Source organism: Pseudoalteromonas sp. NCCP-2140, from assembly GCF_023708065.1.
Taxonomy (GTDB): domain Bacteria; phylum Pseudomonadota; class Gammaproteobacteria; order Enterobacterales; family Alteromonadaceae; genus Pseudoalteromonas.
The window spans coordinates 154,767-171,537 of record NZ_BRCZ01000003.1; the positions used below are offsets into that span (position 1 = coordinate 154,767).

At 41.8% G+C, this 16,771-nt stretch carries 15 protein-coding genes; 9 read left to right on the plus strand and 6 right to left on the minus strand.

All coding sequences use genetic code 11. The features are described from left to right. Positions 1-138 precede the first annotated feature (138 nt). The 9 genes from dksA (at position 139) to mdoH (ending at position 9,612) form a co-directional block, all read left to right on the plus strand. Positions 139-582: an RNA polymerase-binding protein DksA gene (gene dksA, locus NFU46_RS07365; protein WP_135925983.1), complete on the plus strand. Its 444-nt coding sequence runs from the start codon at positions 139-141 to the stop codon at positions 580-582. Between the two features lie 20 nt (positions 583-602). Continuing rightward, positions 603-1,547 carry a tRNA glutamyl-Q(34) synthetase GluQRS gene (gene gluQRS, locus NFU46_RS07370; protein ID WP_251600925.1) on the plus strand — a complete coding sequence of 315 codons (945 nt, stop codon included), beginning with the start codon at positions 603-605 and terminating at the stop codon, positions 1,545-1,547. 292 nt (positions 1,548-1,839) lie between these two features. After that, positions 1,840-3,126, plus strand: a complete 1,287-nt coding sequence (pcnB, locus tag NFU46_RS07375; protein ID WP_236702902.1) for a polynucleotide adenylyltransferase PcnB — start codon at positions 1,840-1,842, stop codon at positions 3,124-3,126. 2 nt (positions 3,127-3,128) lie between these two features. Further along, positions 3,129-3,617, plus strand: a complete 489-nt coding sequence (gene folK, locus NFU46_RS07380; protein WP_251600927.1) for a 2-amino-4-hydroxy-6-hydroxymethyldihydropteridine diphosphokinase — start codon at positions 3,129-3,131, stop codon at positions 3,615-3,617. A gap of 29 nt (positions 3,618-3,646) precedes the next feature. Beyond that, on the plus strand, positions 3,647-4,441 hold the full coding sequence (panB, locus tag NFU46_RS07385; RefSeq protein WP_063530220.1) for a 3-methyl-2-oxobutanoate hydroxymethyltransferase: 795 nt from the start codon (positions 3,647-3,649) through the stop codon (positions 4,439-4,441). Further along, the gene (gene panC / locus NFU46_RS07390; protein WP_251600929.1) at positions 4,442-5,293 is read left to right on the plus strand and encodes a pantoate--beta-alanine ligase; all 852 of its coding nucleotides are present in this window, start codon (positions 4,442-4,444) and stop codon (positions 5,291-5,293) included. A 57-nt stretch (positions 5,294-5,350) separates the two neighbouring features. Further along, the gene (locus NFU46_RS07395; protein ID WP_058585751.1) at positions 5,351-5,590 is read left to right on the plus strand and encodes a hypothetical protein; all 240 of its coding nucleotides are present in this window, start codon (positions 5,351-5,353) and stop codon (positions 5,588-5,590) included. A gap of 346 nt (positions 5,591-5,936) precedes the next feature. Continuing rightward, complete coding sequence (locus NFU46_RS07400) at positions 5,937-7,658, plus strand: glucan biosynthesis protein (protein WP_251600931.1); 1,722 nt, start codon at positions 5,937-5,939, stop codon at positions 7,656-7,658. After that, positions 7,630-9,612: a glucans biosynthesis glucosyltransferase MdoH gene (gene mdoH / locus NFU46_RS07405; RefSeq protein WP_251600933.1), complete on the plus strand. Its 1,983-nt coding sequence runs from the start codon at positions 7,630-7,632 to the stop codon at positions 9,610-9,612. The genes NFU46_RS07400 and mdoH overlap by 29 nt, the downstream gene beginning before the upstream one ends. A 52-nt stretch (positions 9,613-9,664) precedes the next feature. Here mdoH and NFU46_RS07410 read toward each other — a convergent pair whose 3' ends face one another. From NFU46_RS07410 to NFU46_RS07435, 6 genes are all read right to left on the minus strand, one after another. Beyond that, the gene (locus NFU46_RS07410) at positions 9,665-10,633 is read right to left on the minus strand and encodes a PstS family phosphate ABC transporter substrate-binding protein (RefSeq protein ID WP_054560880.1); all 969 of its coding nucleotides are present in this window, start codon (positions 10,631-10,633) and stop codon (positions 9,665-9,667) included. 91 nt (positions 10,634-10,724) lie between these two features. Then, entirely contained in the window at positions 10,725-12,056 is a 1,332-nt protein-coding gene (gene phoR / locus NFU46_RS07415; RefSeq protein ID WP_251600936.1) for a phosphate regulon sensor histidine kinase PhoR, read from the minus strand. 56 nt (positions 12,057-12,112) lie between these two features. Next, a complete protein-coding gene (phoB, locus tag NFU46_RS07420; protein WP_054551169.1) occupies positions 12,113-12,802 on the minus strand; it encodes a phosphate regulon transcriptional regulator PhoB in 690 nt (229 codons plus the stop codon). 146 nt (positions 12,803-12,948) lie between these two features. Beyond that, positions 12,949-13,899, minus strand: coding sequence for a porin (locus NFU46_RS07425; RefSeq protein ID WP_251600938.1), 951 nt, complete (start codon positions 13,897-13,899; stop codon positions 12,949-12,951). 399 nt (positions 13,900-14,298) lie between these two features. Beyond that, a complete protein-coding gene (gene fba, locus NFU46_RS07430; RefSeq protein WP_251600940.1) occupies positions 14,299-15,363 on the minus strand; it encodes a class II fructose-bisphosphate aldolase in 1,065 nt (354 codons plus the stop codon). Positions 15,364-15,559: 196 nt separating this feature from the next. After that, positions 15,560-16,735 (minus strand): phosphoglycerate kinase, encoded by a 1,176-nt coding sequence (locus NFU46_RS07435; RefSeq protein WP_105174837.1) that lies wholly within the window; start codon positions 16,733-16,735, stop codon positions 15,560-15,562. Between the last annotated feature and the right edge of the window lie 36 nt (positions 16,736-16,771).

Consider the following 16,771-nt stretch of genomic DNA (forward strand, 5'->3'; position numbering starts at 1 on the left):
TCTACTCATGGCAATTTATGCAATCAGGGGTCGAGGCATATAAATTAAGCTAAAATAAATTTGCCTCAATCTAATGATTCTGCTATTTATAGCCGCCGGCTAACGCTGGGCAAAATATTAAGGATTTAGGAGAAAGTTATGCCAGACCAAAAAAGACTAGGGTTATTGGCTCAGGCCGGGTTGGAACCATACCAAGAACAACCAGGTGAAGAGTATATGAATGAAGCACAACGTGCTCATTTCAAAAAAATTTTAGAAGCTTGGCGTAACGATTTACGTAACGAAGTAGACCGTACTAAATCGCATATGCAAGACGAAGCAGCTAACTTTCCGGATCCAGTAGACCGTGCAGCACAGGAAGAAGAATTCTCATTAGAACTTCGTACTCGTGACCGTGAGCGTAAACTGATCAAGAAAATTGAAAAAACGATTCAATTAATCAAAGAAGATGACTTTGGTTTCTGTGAATCATGTGGTATCGAAATTGGTATCCGCCGCCTAGAAGCGCGTCCTACAGCTGATTTATGTGTAGACTGTAAAACGCTTGCGGAAATTAAAGAAAAGCAATCTGGACGCGGTTAATTACATCCTTTAATTAGCCCATGTCTACCACAGCCGTTAACACGCCAATGCGTGAATATCGTGGCCGCTTTGCGCCATCCCCTTCAGGGCCATTACATTTTGGCTCACTTATAGCGGCTGTGGGTAGCTTCCTTGATGCAAGAGCCAATCAAGGAAAATGGTTAGTACGCATTGAAGATATCGACACAACGCGTGTTGTAAGCGGTGCTAGCGACGATATATTACATACCTTAGAGGCTTACGGCCTTTACTGGGACGAGCCAGTCATATACCAAACCCAGCGTCATGAGCAATACCAAGCCATTGTTGACGAGTTAATTTCGCAAAACCTTGTTTATGCATGCCATTGCACGCGCAAAGAAATTAAAGCAATCGGTGGAATATACCAAGGCCACTGCCGGTATAAAAACCACGCTTTAACTGATTCAGCGCTACGTTTAACCCAGCAATTTGCAACCAGTCACTACCATGATTTAATTCAAGGTGAAGTGTATGTTGATAGCCAACTTGCCAAAGAAGATTACTTAATAAAGCGCAGCGATGGTTTATTTGCTTACCAACTGGTCGTAGTCGCCGATGATATTACACAAGGTATTACAAGAGTCGTTCGCGGAGCTGATTTACTCGAACCGACCGCACGACAACTCAGTTTGTTTAAGCAGCTAAATAAACCGGCCCCAGAATACGCCCACCTACCTTTAGCAGTAGCTAAACCCGGTTTTAAGCTATCAAAACAAAATTACGCTCCGGCAATAGCAAAATCAGACCCAAAGCCCGCGTTGTTCGATGCCTTGCGCTTTTTAGGCTTAAAGCCAGAAAGCTCACTTTTATCGTTAAATATCGATCAGATGTTAGCTTGGGCTATTGAAACTTACCGCCTTGAACACATACCAAAGGTGCAAGAAATACAAGTTAGCGAGGATCCAAACTCTCCTTTTTGTAACTTTGTTACTATTGAAAAATAAATTGCCAATTTTAAAGGCCGAGTAACTTAATTTTTCAGCCCTGCTGGTATATGATAGCGACCCAAAGTGTGCGAATCATCAACACCTTAATTTAGCGCCATTTAAAACACACTGATTACACGTCAATCTCACATCGGCGAAGTATCAAACAAACGCTATACTTGATGAGTCGCAAAGTCCGCGTCGTAGGAGACAGATTATTATTTCTAAGCTTTTTCAATTTTGTCGGCAGATTATTGGCCCAAATGCCACGACATCAAGTGATGCTTTGCCAACGAGCGAGTTACCTTTGGTGATCGAACGCAGTGAACATGGTATTTCGCGCAAACAATTTAGCCCAAATGCAATCAAAGTATTGTACCGCCTTAAAGAAGGTGGTTTTGATGCCTACCTTGTAGGTGGTTGTATTCGAGATATATTGTTAGGCCAACAACCCAAAGACTTCGACGTTGTAACAAACGCAACCCCAGAGCAAATCAAAAAGCTATTTCGTAACTGTCGCTTAATTGGTCGTCGCTTTCGTTTAGCGCATATTGTATTTGGTCGAGAAATTATTGAAGTGGCGACCATGCGTGGCCATCACGAAGCTGAAGAAAGCAAAAATCAAATTAGCCAATCAAGTGAACACGGCCAACTCCTGCGCGACAATGTTTATGGCAGTATTGAAGAAGATGCTGAGCGCCGCGACTTTTCGATTAATGCACTTTATTACTCAATTAATGACTTTTGTATTTATGACTATGCCAATGGCATTAGCGCGATAAAAGCAAAACAAATTGAGCTAATTGGCGACCCAGAAACACGTTACCGTGAAGACCCTGTGCGCATGTTACGTGCAGTGCGTTTTGCCACCAAACTAGGAATGAGCATTGCACCTGGCACCGAAAAGCCAATTAAAAGCCTTGCTAACTTGCTTGATCATATTCCGCCAGCTCGTTTATTTGAAGAATCACTCAAATTGTTCTTAAACGGCAAAGCAGAAGAAAACTACTTAATGCTCCGCCAGTATGGTTTATTCAAAGCATTATTTCCTGCGCTTGATAAAATCTTAGATGCCAACCCTGAAGGCTTTGAACATACGTTTATCCTGCAAATGTTTAAAAACACCGATAAACGTATTAATGCTGATAAAAAAGTCACTCCAGCCTTTATTTTTGCAGCCTTATTGTGGTTCCCATTACTGAGCATTACTAAAAAGTTACAACAACGCGATCAACTTTCAGAGTACGATGCATTTGCACAAGCAATGAACAAAGTACTGAGTGAAAACGCGCAACAGGTAGCAGTACCAAAACGCTTCACCTTGGGTGCACGCGATATTTGGCATATTCAGCAACGCCTTGATAAACGAGGTGGTCAGCGCGCTTATAGGCTCACTCAACAGCCTCGCTTCAAAGCCGCTTATGATTTCTTATTACTGCGTGTGCAAGCTGGCGAAGAGCAACAAAAAGAGCTTGCTGATTGGTGGACAACCTACCTAAGCCAAGACATCAATGGCCAAAAAGAGATGGTTAAAAGTTTAGGACATCAAGGTGGCCCTAAGCGCCGTCGTCGCCCACGCAAGAAAAAAGTAGACTAAGTATGCATACCGTTTATTTAGGTTTAGGTGCCAACTTAAACACACCACGTAAACAAATTCATGCTGCTGTCACTGCCCTAAAAGCATTAAAAGATGTTGAGTTTGTTTGTGTATCCCATGATTACGCAAGCAAACCAATGGGGCCACAAGATCAACCCGATTATGTAAATGCAGTCGCGTGTGTTAAAACTGCACTTAAGCCAGAGCAGTTGCTTGATTTAACTCAAGCCATTGAGCTTGAGCATGGCCGTGTTAGAAAAGAAGAACGCTGGGGTCCGCGTACCCTTGATATAGATATTTTATTGTTCGGTAATGACGTGATAAACACCCCTCGCTTAACTGTGCCTCATTACGGCTTAACAGAGCGAGAATTTGTTGTTTATCCCTTGTTAGAAATTGCACCAACACTTGTATTACCGAATAATCAATCACTTGCTGATATAACAAAAACGTTGCCTTTAAACGATTTACAACAACTCCCTCAGCAGTAATCAACCAAGGCTAAGCCTTAGAGGAAATTATGTCTAAAATCACCGTTTCAACTCTCAATAAAATGAAACAAGAACAACAAAAAATCACCGCATTAACGGCTTACGACGCCAGCTTTGCTAAATTGTTTCATGATAATGGCGTCGAGGTGATTTTAGTTGGTGACTCACTAGGCATGGTATTGCAAGGTGCTGATGACACCCTTGCTGTAACCAACACAGATATTGCATACCATACTCGCTGTGTGCGTGCCGGTAGCCGCGAATTATTTGTGATTGCTGACTTACCTTTTATGACCTATGCCAACCCAACTGATGCCTGTAAAAATGCAGCAGAGCTGATGCGTGCTGGGGCAAACATGGTTAAGCTTGAAGGTGGCGAATGGCTGCACGACAGCATTCGTGCGATGACCCAACAAGGTATTCCAGTATGTGGCCACCTAGGCTTAACACCTCAGTCAGTGCATGTTTTTGGCGGTTTTAAAATTCAAGGTCGTGAGCAATCTCAAGCCGATAAAATGGTCAGCGATGCGAAAGCACTTGAAGCGGCAGGTGCACAGTTACTTGTTTTAGAATGTATTCCAAGTGAGCTTGCTAAACGTATTACTGATGAGCTAAACATTCCTACCATTGGTATTGGTGCAGGTAATCAAACTGATGGGCAAATCTTAGTAATGCACGACCTAGTTGGTATTTCGGCAGGTTATATCCCTAAGTTTTCAAAGAATTTTTTATTAGAAACCGGCAATATGCCAGCAGCAGTGCAAAAGTATTGTGAAGATGTAAAAAGTGGTGCTTTCCCAAGTACCGAACACGAGTTTAAATAAATGCAATCAATCACTGAAATTAAATCGTTACGCAGCCAAATCAAAGCTTGGCGTCAAGCGGGCCTGAGCATTGCGCTAGTGCCTACCATGGGCAATTTACACCAAGGTCACTTTTCACTTGTTGAAAAAGCCAAAACATTGGCTGATAAAGTGGTTGTGAGTATCTTTGTAAATCCGATGCAATTTGGTGCCAATGAAGACCTTGATAGTTACCCGCGCACACTAAACGAAGATAAACAAGGTTTAGCAGATCTTGGTACTGATATCGTGTTTACCCCATCCGTTGAAACGATTTACCCAAATGGTTTAGGCGAGCAAAGCTTTGTCGATGTACCGGGTGTTTCTATGGGTTACTGTGGAGGCTCGCGCCCTGGTCACTTCAAAGGCGTTGCAACCGTTGTCACTAAGCTATTTAATTTGGTACAACCTGACTTTGCTTGTTTTGGCGAAAAAGACTTTCAGCAGCTACAGGTTATTAAAACCATGACGCGTGACTTATCTATTCCAGTTGAAATTGTTGGCGTACCTACTTGCCGCGAAATCTCTGGTTTAGCAATGAGCTCTCGTAATGGCTATTTATCTGATGAGCAAAAAGACACCGCAAAAGTACTGTTTGCCACACTAAATAATACTGCAACGGCACTTAAACAAGGCAGCGCAGACATTGCAGCACTTGAGGCAGATGCAAAAGTACAGCTTGAAAAGGCTGGACTAAAACCTGACTATTATTCGATTGCAGAGCGCTCAACACTAAAACCAGCCACCGCGGCTGATAAACAACTTGTTATTTTAGCTGCTGCTTATTTGGGCTCAGTACGATTAATTGACAATTTACAAGTTGAGCTGGATTAAATAGCAACAATCTGGGTAAGATGGATTGCAAAGAAAAGACATAAACTAGGGATAAGCATGAAAAAACTACCAGCAATTGCAGCAACATTGTTTGCTATGACATTACTGTCTGCCTGCTCAAGCAAAATTGACAACCCAGAAATGCAGCAATGTGCTCAGCAAAACTATCAATGCGAAGCAAGCTGTGAGCAACAAAGCACTGCTGATGGCTTAGTTCATAAAGTCTGTAGCAACAAGTGCATTGAAGCTTACAACCAATGTAAAGCTAATGCAGAAAAGTTAGGCGAAGTTAAATAACAACAGCTCGCTTTTTAAGGCACTGATAACCTATTCGGTGCCTGCACTCCCCCTCCTGATAACAATTTCGCTTTCACAATTAAGCCTCTGGTAATTTTGTTCATATTTTTGTTTACCCTTTAAGCTATTCATATTAGGGCAAGCTTTCGTTCATTAAACTTCTCCATATTGGTGACGAATAAACAACTGCAACTGTGTAATTGTTTCTCACTAATTTCAAAATTTTACTCTTCGCATTTAGCTGCACCAACTCAAAGCCATTGAGATTATTAGTTTTTATTTTGGGCCCAGCAATTGCTATGAGATATGAAAGAATTAACGTGATTTACGGCTAAAGGAAAATTGAATGAAACCAGAAACCCGAACTAAGCTCTTCAGCGCTATTAAAAAGAAGACCTTCTTGGGCGTATTATTAGCCATCAGCGCAGGTCATAGTTACGCAGTTGAAGACCCAGAGCAGCCAAAAGCAACTGAAACAGAACAAACAGCCGCTGAGGTTCAAGCAACCGAAAATGAAAAACAGCAAGTAGAGGATAGTGCTGCTGCTGTTGAGCTTAAGCCTGCAATGATCACGATTCCAGAAGAAAAGCTATTTGAAGTTATCACTGCACGTGCGAAAAAATTAGCCTCTGAGCCTTATGTAGCTCCGAAAGATCTTGAACTTGAGGCGCTCACAAGCATCAATTACCAAGACTATCGTGCAATCCGTTTTCGTACTGAGCAAGCAATTTGGAAAGATCAAAGCCTTTATGAAATGCAGCTATTCCACCCAGGCTTTTTATATCGCTCACCGGTTGCAATTAATACTCTTGAGCAAAATGCCGAAGTAAAAAGTTTACCTTTTAAAACAGATTACTATCGTTACGATGCAACTGCTGCCCCGTTAGAGCAAGAGATCAGTACCGCGATTGCCAATACACAACTTGGCCATGCAGGTTTTCGTTTGCATTTCCCACTAAATAACAATGAGTACAAAGACGAAGTGGCTGTTTTCCAAGGTGCTTCGTACTTTCGTTTAGTTGGCCCGCATCAAGTATATGGTCTGTCAGCTCGAGGTCTTGCAGTTGATACAGCACTGAGCTCAGGCGAAGAATTTCCTGTTTTCAAAGAGTTCTGGTTAGTAAAACCTGCACCCGAAGATACTACCATCGTGCTTTATGCATTATTAGATAGCCCTTCAGTGTCGGGAGCCTATCGTTTTGAACTAACACCTTCTACTAACACTGAAGTAAAAACCGAGATGCAAATTTTTGCCCGTAAAGACATTAAAAAGCTCGGCATAGCCCCGCTAACAAGTATGTTTTACCACGGTGAAAATAGTACTAAGTTTTTTGATGATTACCGCCCTGAAGTACATGATTCTGATGGCCTATTAATGCAATCAGAACAAGGTCAATGGATTTGGCGTGCACTGAATAACCCAAAAAAATTAAGTGTCACTTCGTTTAGCTACGAGAACCCTAAAGGCTTTGGCCTTGCACAGCGAGACCGAGACTTTAATAACTACCTTGATACCGAAGCGCATTATCACAACCGTCCGAGCATGTGGATTGAGCCAGTGGGTAATTGGGGTAAAGGGCGTGTTGAGTTAGTAGAAATCCCTACAGATACCGAAACTAACGACAATATTGTTAGCTATTGGGTGCCAGAGCAGTCTATGAAAGCTGGTGACAGCTTAAGCTTTAGTTACAAGCTGTCGACTTTCAATGCCACGCTTGCAACTCAAGATAAAGCGAGTGTGTTAAGAACCCGAATTGGTAGTGCAGCATTACCTGGTGAAGACAATCCACCACCAAAAAGCCACCGCCAATTTACCGTTGATTTTAGTGGCGAAACCATTAATCAACTATCAGCTAATTTTGCCATGCAGGCGGATCTTACACTCTCTGCTGGGCAAATAAGCGATAAAACGGTACAGCAGTTACCAAACAATCAAGGATGGCGCGTAGCATTTAAAGTGGCGCCAGAGGGAGATAAGCCTGTTGATATGCGCTTATCGTTAAAACTACGTGATAAAGAAATCAGCGAGGTATGGAGCTATGTCTGGTATCCAAACGACGTCCAATAGTAAAGCATTAAAGGCAACAGCAATGCCATTTAAGAAGACCCGCGCTTGGCTTTTTTCGAGCCTAGCGCTTACCATTACCGCCTATGGCGTGTGGATCATGTTCGATATTTTAAATTCTAACGGCATGACCCCGCTTGAGTACGCTTTACTGGCATTATTTACAGTTACCTTCGCGTGGATTGTTACAGCCTTTTGTAGTGGCTGTATGGGCTTCATCTTGCAATTATTTCGTATTGACCCGTTGACCTTAAAACGTCAAAAGCCAATCGAGATTAATCAGCATGCCTTGAGCCAAACTAAAACAGCCATTGTTATGCCTATCTACAACGAAGATACAGAGCGTGTCATCGCCGGTTTTGAAGTAAGTTTACGCTCGCTGGCTAAAACAGGGCAAATGCCGCATTACGACTTTTACTTGCTAAGTGATACGCAAGACCCTGAAATTGCACGTAATGAACTTAAAGCGTGGAATGCACTTACTGAGCGCTTAGGTGATTTAGCAAAGCATACTTTTTATCGTCGCCGTGAAGATAATAAACACCGTAAAGTGGGTAACTTAACTGATTTTTGTGAACGTTGGGGCAGCCAATACGACCACATGATTGTGCTTGATGCCGATAGCATTATGACGGGTCAATGTATGCTTGAACTGACTTCTAGCATGATCAGCAATCCAAAATCAGGCTTGATCCAAACGATCCCGATTCCAGTTCGCCAAGACACGTTTTTTGGTCGTTTTTTACAGTTTGCATCAATTTTATATAGCCCAATGCTGGCAACTGGTTCTGCTTTTTGGCAAACAAACCAAGCAAACTACTGGGGCCACAATGCGATTATTCGCGTTGAAGCATTCACAAAGTGCTGCGGCCTACCTGTTCTAAAAGGTAATGCCCCATTTGGTGGTGAGATCTTAAGTCATGACTTTGTAGAAGCTTCTCTGCTACACCGCAGTGGTTGGGATGTGTTACTGCTTAGCGATGTTGAAGGCAGTTACGAAGAAGTACCAAGTAACATTCTCGATTACGCGATTCGTGATAGACGCTGGGTGCAAGGTAATATCCAGCATTTAGGTTTACTGCCTAAATCAGGTCTTAAGCTAATGAGTAAAATGCATTTTTTATTTGGTGCCACAGCATATATTTCATCGTTAATTTGGTTATCTATGCTGGCATTAAGTACCTTAGATGCAGTAACTCGTGCACTTAATAGCGACGTGTACTTTAACCATGCTTATCAACTTTTCCCAACCTGGCAAATTGCTAAAACGGATTTAATTGATTCGTTGTTATTTATTACAGCTGTATTGTTGTTACTGCCTAAATTAATGGGCGTAATTGTGACTTTAGTGCACCGTAATAAAGCCTTTGGCGGTACGATGAAGTTAATTGCCGGTTCACTCATCGAAACTATTTTTGCGATTGTGATTGCCCCTTTAATGATGGTGTTTCATAGCTACTTTGTCGTGTGCGTATTTTTAGGCAAAAAAGTTAGCTGGGATGCACAACCTCGCGAAGGCAGAATGGTACCGTGGAAAGAAGCGATTGGTTATACGTTATTTTCGACTATTACTGCGATTATCTGGGGCTCAGTTGCCTACTATTACACACCGACTTTCTTTTGGTGGTTATCACCTATTTTAGTAGGCCTTATTTTAGCAGCGCCAATTGTACGCTACTCAAGCAGCATCGGCTTAGGTGTGAAAATGCGTAAAATGGGTTTATTTTTATGCCCAAGTGAAGTTGAAAACGATGATACCTTAGCGGCACTTCGTGTACATCAACAAGAAATTGGCTTGCCAAAAGATGAACTCGCTGACTTTAGTGTGCCTGCACTACCTAATGAATACCCAACGGTAATGCCTATTCAAAGCTTTAAGGCACCCTCGGGTAAAAAGCGCAAGCAAGTACGTATTGCTCAGCAACGTATTAAAGCCAAGCTCTTTGCCAAAAGCTAAACGAAAAAAAACCGCTCAATGAGCGGTTTTTTCATCTATGTCTGTATGGTTGTTACAGAAGGCCTAGCTTTTTAAGTTCAGCCATTGCCATTTTGCCTGAAAGTGGCACATAACCATCTTTCTCTACAATTTTTTGACCGTCTACAGAAAGAACCATTTTTAAGAACTCTGCATCGATTGGTGAAAGCGGCTTATTAGGGTGCTTGTTCACATAAACGTATAAGAAACGAGACAGTGGGTATTTACCTGTTGCTACGTTTTCTAATGTTGCATCAACAAAGTTGTCGCCTTTCTTAGAAAGTGGAACTGTGCGTACACCTGATGTTTTATAACCGATACCTGAGTAACCAATCGCGTTCACTGAAGAAGAGATTGACTGTACTACAGATGCAGAACCAGGTTGTTCGTTTACGTTGTTACGGAAGTCACCTTTACAAAGTGCTTTCTTCTTGAAGTAACCGTAAGTACCTGATACTGAGTTACGACCGTAAAGCTGGATATCTTTTGCAGCCCAATCACCCTCAAGACCTACTTCGCTCCAACGATTAACTTGTTCACTTGCACCACATTTACGTGTAGAAGAGAAAATCGCATCAACTTGGTCAATACGTAAACCTTTGATTGGGTTATCTTTGTGTACGAATACAGCTAGAGCATCGATTGCAACGCGAACTTCAGTTGGCTTGTAGCCATAACGCTTTTCGAATGCTTCGATTTCTTTTGACTTCATACGACGGCTCATTGGGCCGAAGTTTGCTGTACCTTCAGTTAATGCTGGAGGAGCAGTTGAAGAACCCGCTGCTTGGATTTGAATATTTACGTTTGGATAGAAGCGTTTGTACTCTTCTGCCCAGAACGTCATCATGTTTGCAAGAGTGTCAGAACCAACAGATGAGAAGTTACCAGAGATGCCACTTGTTTTAGTGTACTCAGGCATATCTTTATCAACTGCAGCTGCTTGTGCTGATACAAATGTTGTTACAGCCACACCCATTGCGGCAACGAGATTTTTGAATTTCATAGGGGTTACTCCGATTTGTTCGTCCCATTTCCTAACTGCGGTCTACTCTAATGACACTAGATGACAGTTAGATTACCCTTTAATGACATTTTTATGACTTTGCAGTTTTTTTGGTATTACCTGCAATACGCACGACTTTTTCGCTACCAAATGCAAACGCAAAGGTCGAGCCTTGTCCTAATTTACTGCTGATATCTAAACGACTATCATGCCTTGTAAGTACATGTTTTGTAATTGCTAAACCTAGCCCAGATCCACCTGTCGTACGGCTACGAGCTTTATCGACACGATAAAAACGCTCGGTTAAACGGTTAATATGCTCTGCGGCAATACCATCACCATTATCGGTCACACTAAATGCGGCTTGGTTATCTTTAAGCTGCCAATCAACCACAATCTTGCCACCTGGCTTGGTGTAATGAATGGCATTAAAAACAAGGTTAGAAAAGGCACTACGTAATTCGTCTTCGGCCCCTTTAATGTCTAAGCTCGCATCAACATTAAAGATAAGCTCATGGCCTTTGTCTTGGTTCAATGACTGTGCTTCGGTTTGAATATAGGTAAGAAGCTGCGGCACATTGACAGGTTTATCGTTATCTTGACGACGTGCCCCTTCAATACGCGACAAAGATAGTAGTTGATTGACCAAGCTATCCATACGCTTACATTGCTCGAGCATAGTCGTTTGCGCTTTGTGCCACATAGCAGGAGGTGGTAAGCTATCTGAATCAAGCATCTCTAAGTAACCGGTTACCACCGTAAGTGGTGTTCTCAGCTCATGAGAAACATTGGCCACAAAGTCTTTACGCATCTGCTCAAGTTGCTTTAAGCGAGTAACATCACGCACCACCATCATCAACTGTGAACTTGCATAGGGCATAACACGAAACTCTAAGGTTTGATCGTAGCTGTGGCCACCATCAAGCTCGAGCGGTTCATCGAAACAGGCTTTATGCATGTACTTTGCAAACTTAGGATCGCGAATAAGATTATCTAAGCGTTGCCCATGATCAGTAGGCCACTGTAACCCTAAAACTTTTAAAGCCAATTGGTTACACCAAATGATGCTAAGATCTTTTTGTAATACAACCACCGCATCAGGCACAGCCTCGGCGCCGTCACGAAAGCGGCGTATTAAGTCTGCCAATTCATTGCGTTTTTTACGGTTGCGGTGTTGTAAATGATAGATCCCTTCAAAGACTTGCTCCCATGCTCCCTCCCCTTCGGGTGGGTTAAAACTACGTTGATTAAGAAGCCAATCGCTGAGGCGATATAATTGATGATAATGCCAAATTAAAAGTGCAAAAGAGCCTAAAAATAAAAGCAAAAAAGGCGCACCTACAAGTACGCCAACTAATAACAAGGGTAAGAAATACATAAACAGGCGTTTTGCTAACGCCTGTTTATTCACTACTCGATACATACACTCACTTTACCTTAAGTATGTAAATTAGCTTGTTAAGGTCATTGCCATGACACTTATAATTTACTTGAAAAACGATAGCCTGCACCGCGAACGGTTTGCACTAAACGGTCATGCCCTAATGGTGCAATCGCTTTACGTAGACGACGAATATGTACATCAACAGTACGGTCTTCTACATATACATTTGTTCCCCATACATGATCAAGTAATTGTTCACGGCTGTAAACACGTTCAGGATGCGTCATGAAGAAATGTAGTAATCTAAATTCAGTAGGCCCCATATCTAATTCACTACCTTCTGATGTTACACGGTGTGAGATTGGGTCAAGGCGTAAGCCATGAACTTCAATGGCTTCTTCTAATGAGGTTGGTGAAACACGGCGAATAACCGCTTTAATGCGCGCCATTAATTCTTTAGGAGAAAATGGTTTGGTTACGTAATCATCTGCACCTACTTCAAGGCCGCGTACTTTGTCTTCTTCTTCACCGCGAGCAGTCAGCATAATGATAGGGATCTGACGAGTATATTCGTTTTGCTTAAATTTCTTAGCAATTTGAATACCGCTACCACCAGGTAACATCCAATCTAATAAAACCATATCTGGGTATGGTTCAACCATAGCTTCAATCGCAGAGTCATAATCTTCTGCTTCAATTGCTTGAAAACCATTTTGCTCTAAAACAAAAACCAGCATCTCTCTGATAGGCGCTTCGTCATCGACGACTAGTACTTTACGTGACATTCCAATTTATCTCTTTCGTTAGCGAACTGGTTTCATTATTATGACTAAGTATGACATTTTTATGAAAGTCTAACGAGTAATTGAAAAAGCGCAAAAAAATCAACGCAAAAATAGCCATTTTTTACGCTTAAATAGTAAATTTCGGATTAAAAGTCATACCTTAAAGTGACTGCAAGATGATCTTCATCAGCATTATTATCTAGTGAAAATTGCGTATACCACATGTACATACGTGCTTGTTTTGACAGGCTTCGTTCAACCCCAATAGAAGTACCACTACCCGAATCTTTCAACTTACCAAAGCTGCCATCAGTATCTTGATATTGCGCCAATAACTTATATTTATCGATTTTGTAAGATGCGCTCACTAAAAAGCCATCTTCTTTGTCAGAACCGGTGACTTTTTCGCTTTGTTGATACATACCGCCTAAGGTTAAATCGCCTAATTTACCTTGCGCCGTAAACCGCGTTGTATCATAACCGGCTACTTTACTGTCGTGGGCAACACTAACAAAGTAAGGCGTTTTCTTAAATTTACTATCACCATACATAAATGCCGCAGAAACACCGGTTTCTTCATCTTGTTTGGAGTTATCTTCAGCAATGTAAGTGACCACAAATTGCATATTGCCGACAATTGGCGAACTATAATGAACCACATCGCCAAGGCGATTTTCACCATTAAATAAGGCTTTAACATCACCATTAAAGTCGTTCATTAAATCAATTTTACCCTGCGATACTTTTAACGCCGTATCGTGACGACCAAGCACTACCTGCCCATAGCTGCCTTGTAGACCAACATATTGATTACGCGCGGTAATATTCTCTTCAGTTTTACCATCGCTATCTTGATCAGCCGCATTTACTGCAAATTCAAACTTATATACGGCTTTCAACCCATCGCTTATTTCACCGCTGCCTTTGATCCCCATACGAGAGTTATAGCTCTCAATAGACGTTTCGCTGCCATCGCCAGTGTCGCTATTAGCAACCCCTAAATGGGCCCGACCATACACATCTACAGCTTCGGCAGCACTATGAAAAGAAATAATGCACATTGCAAAGCTCGACAACATCATGGCAGGTTTATTCATGGTAGCGATCCTCAATTTAAGCAATAACTTAAAAATCGAACATAAAGGGCTTTTGGTCAAGGCGAGGAGGAGATATTTCACATAAAAATCACGGATCACTGATCTACCAACTTAATCAGATCAGGATCAGATTTTTACTAAGAAGATCAACTTCAGATCAGTTTTTTACTTAGAGAATAAGATAGCTTGTTGATTTAATGTTAAGAGGCTCAGCATTTCGTTTAAAAGATGAGCAAAGAAAAGCCTGTGATCAGTATACAACTAGTAAAATAATGATCCGTGAAAGCGAAGGTTAGTAAAACAGTGATCCTGAAAAACACGAGTAAGTATATCGCTGATCCGCCTTGATCGAATCATAAAAAAACCGGCATAAAGCCGGCTTTTTCAAATTACTATCAATTACTTAATTTGTGGATCAAGTTCACCTGATAAGTATTTAAGATGCATATCATCTAAAGAGATAGGCTTGATCTTACCAGCTTGACCTGCCGTACCAAACGATTCGTAGCGAGCAACACAGATCTCAGTCATTGCTTTCGTTGCTTCAGCTAGGTATTTACGTGGATCAAAGTTAGCTGGGTTTAAAGCTAAGTGACGACGAATTGCACCTGTTGATGCTAAACGAAGATCGGTATCGATATTAACTTTACGAACACCATATTTAATACCTTCGATGATCTGCTCTACTGGCACGCCATATGTTTCAGGGATTTCGCCACCGTATTGGTTAATCACTTCTAACCACTCTTGTGGAACAGAAGAAGAACCATGCATTACTAAGTGTGTGTTAGGAATACGCGCGTGGATTTCTTTAATGCGATCAATCGCTAAGATATCGTCTGTTGGTGGACGAGTGAACTTGTACGCACCATGTGATGTACCACAAGCAATAGCAAGTGCATCAACCTTAGTTTTACTAACGAAATCAGCGGCTTCTTCAGGATCTGTTAGCATTTGATCAGTAGACAATTTACCTTCTGCACCAACGCCGTCTTCTTCACCTGCTTCACCTGTTTCCAGTGAACCTAAAACACCTAACTCGCCTTCAACAGACACACCACAAGCATGTGCCATTTCAACGGTTTGACGAGTTACATCAACATTATATTCGTAGCTTGAAGGAGTTTTACCATCAGACATTAATGAGCCATCCATCATAACTGATGAAAAGCCTAACTGGATTGAGCGCTGACATACACCTGGTGAAGTTCCGTGGTCTTGGTGCATTACAACTGGGATATGAGGCCATTCTTCAACGGCTGCTAAAATCATATGACGAATAAAAGGGGCACCAGCATAGGCACGTGCGCCTGCTGAACCTTGTACAATTACCGGGCTGTTTGTTTTGTCAGCCGCTTCCATAATTGCACGCATTTGCTCTTGGTTATTAACGTTAAACGCAGGTACGCCGTAACCATTTTCAGCTGCATGATCAAGAAGTTGTCGCATACTGATTAAAGCCATTTGGTATTCTCCAAATTGTATCGACAGTAGTTCCCTACTATCTAGTTTGAACGGATAAGTTATTTTTTGATGCATCACTGCATCACGAAAAGCTCGCGCCTACCGTAACAGCTGTAAATAAAACGAGGGTGAGAGGTATTTTATTAACAGCTGAACCAGCGTAATTACTTAATAACTACGCTGGTATACGCACTAATTACTTAGCGCGCTCTTCAAGCATAGCAACTGCTGGTAATTTTTTCCCTTCTAAAAACTCAAGGAAAGCACCACCACCTGTTGAAATGTAAGAAACTTTATCGGCAATGCCGTATTTATCAATCGCTGCAAGCGTATCACCGCCACCAGCAATCGAGAATGCACTTGAATTAGCAATCGCATCAGCAATAGCACGTGTGCCGTTACCAAATTGGTCAAATTCAAATACACCTACTGGGCCATTCCATACAACGGTACCCGCATTAGCAATGATTTTTGCTAATTGGTTTGCTGTATCAGGACCAATATCGAAGATCATGTCTTCGTCTGTTACTTCATTCACATCTTTTAATGTTGCCACTGCAGATTCTGAGAACTCATTACCTACAACAACATCAGTTGGTACCGGTATTTCACCGTTATTAGCTTTTGCCGCAGCACTTAATTTGTTTGCTTCATCAATTAAATCAGCTTCAAATAAAGATTTACCTACTGGGTAACCTGCTGCTGCGATGAAGGTATTCGCGATACCACCACCTGTTACAAGTTGGTCAACCACTTTAGAAAGTGAATCAAGTACAGTTAACTTAGTTGATACTTTAGAGCCACCAACGATAGCAACTAAAGGACGAGCGGGGTTATCAAGCGCTTTACCTAATGCGTCTAGCTCTGCCGCAAGTAGTGGACCTGCACATGCAACATCAGCAAATAAACCCACACCGTGAGTCGATGCTTGTGCACGGTGAGCCGTACCAAATGCGTCCATTACGTAAACATCACATAATGCAGCAAGTTTTTTAGACAGTGCTTCGTCGTTTTTCTTTTCGCCAGCGTTAAAACGCACGTTTTCGAAAACAACAACTTCGTTATCAGCAACGTCTACGCCTTCTAGGTAGTCTTTTTCAAGACGAACTGTTTGCTCAAGGGCATCATTTAAATAATTAACCACAGGGGCAAGCGAAAACGCTTCATCATATTCCCCTTCCGTAGGGCGGCCAAGGTGTGACATCACCATTACTTTAGCGCCTTTTTCTAACGCTAATTTGATAGTTGGTAATGCTGCACGAATACGTGCATCAGAGGTCACTTTACCTTCTTTTACAGGCACATTTAAATCTTCACGAATTAACACGCGTTTGCCGTTTAAATCTAAATCTGCCATTTTAATGACCGACATGGACTTCTCCTTAGTTAACGATACTAATATTATATT

Coding starts and splice junctions, on each gene's coding strand:
- dksA (WP_135925983.1), top strand. CDS start 139: ATGCCAGACCAAAAAAGACTAGGGTTATTGGCTCAGGCCGGGTTGGAA.
- gluQRS (WP_251600925.1), top strand. CDS start 603: ATGTCTACCACAGCCGTTAACACGCCAATGCGTGAATATCGTGGCCGC.
- folK (WP_251600927.1), top strand. CDS start 3,129: ATGCATACCGTTTATTTAGGTTTAGGTGCCAACTTAAACACACCACGT.
- panB (WP_063530220.1), top strand. CDS start 3,647: ATGTCTAAAATCACCGTTTCAACTCTCAATAAAATGAAACAAGAACAA.
- panC (WP_251600929.1), top strand. CDS start 4,442: ATGCAATCAATCACTGAAATTAAATCGTTACGCAGCCAAATCAAAGCT.
- NFU46_RS07395 (WP_058585751.1), top strand. CDS start 5,351: ATGAAAAAACTACCAGCAATTGCAGCAACATTGTTTGCTATGACATTA.
- NFU46_RS07400 (WP_251600931.1), top strand. CDS start 5,937: ATGAAACCAGAAACCCGAACTAAGCTCTTCAGCGCTATTAAAAAGAAG.
- mdoH (WP_251600933.1), top strand. CDS start 7,630: ATGTCTGGTATCCAAACGACGTCCAATAGTAAAGCATTAAAGGCAACA.
- NFU46_RS07410 (WP_054560880.1), bottom strand. CDS start 10,633: ATGAAATTCAAAAATCTCGTTGCCGCAATGGGTGTGGCTGTAACAACA.
- phoR (WP_251600936.1), bottom strand. CDS start 12,056: ATGTATCGAGTAGTGAATAAACAGGCGTTAGCAAAACGCCTGTTTATG.
- phoB (WP_054551169.1), bottom strand. CDS start 12,802: ATGTCACGTAAAGTACTAGTCGTCGATGACGAAGCGCCTATCAGAGAG.
- NFU46_RS07425 (WP_251600938.1), bottom strand. CDS start 13,899: ATGAATAAACCTGCCATGATGTTGTCGAGCTTTGCAATGTGCATTATT.
- fba (WP_251600940.1), bottom strand. CDS start 15,363: ATGGCTTTAATCAGTATGCGACAACTTCTTGATCATGCAGCTGAAAAT.
- NFU46_RS07435 (WP_105174837.1), bottom strand. CDS start 16,735: ATGTCGGTCATTAAAATGGCAGATTTAGATTTAAACGGCAAACGCGTG.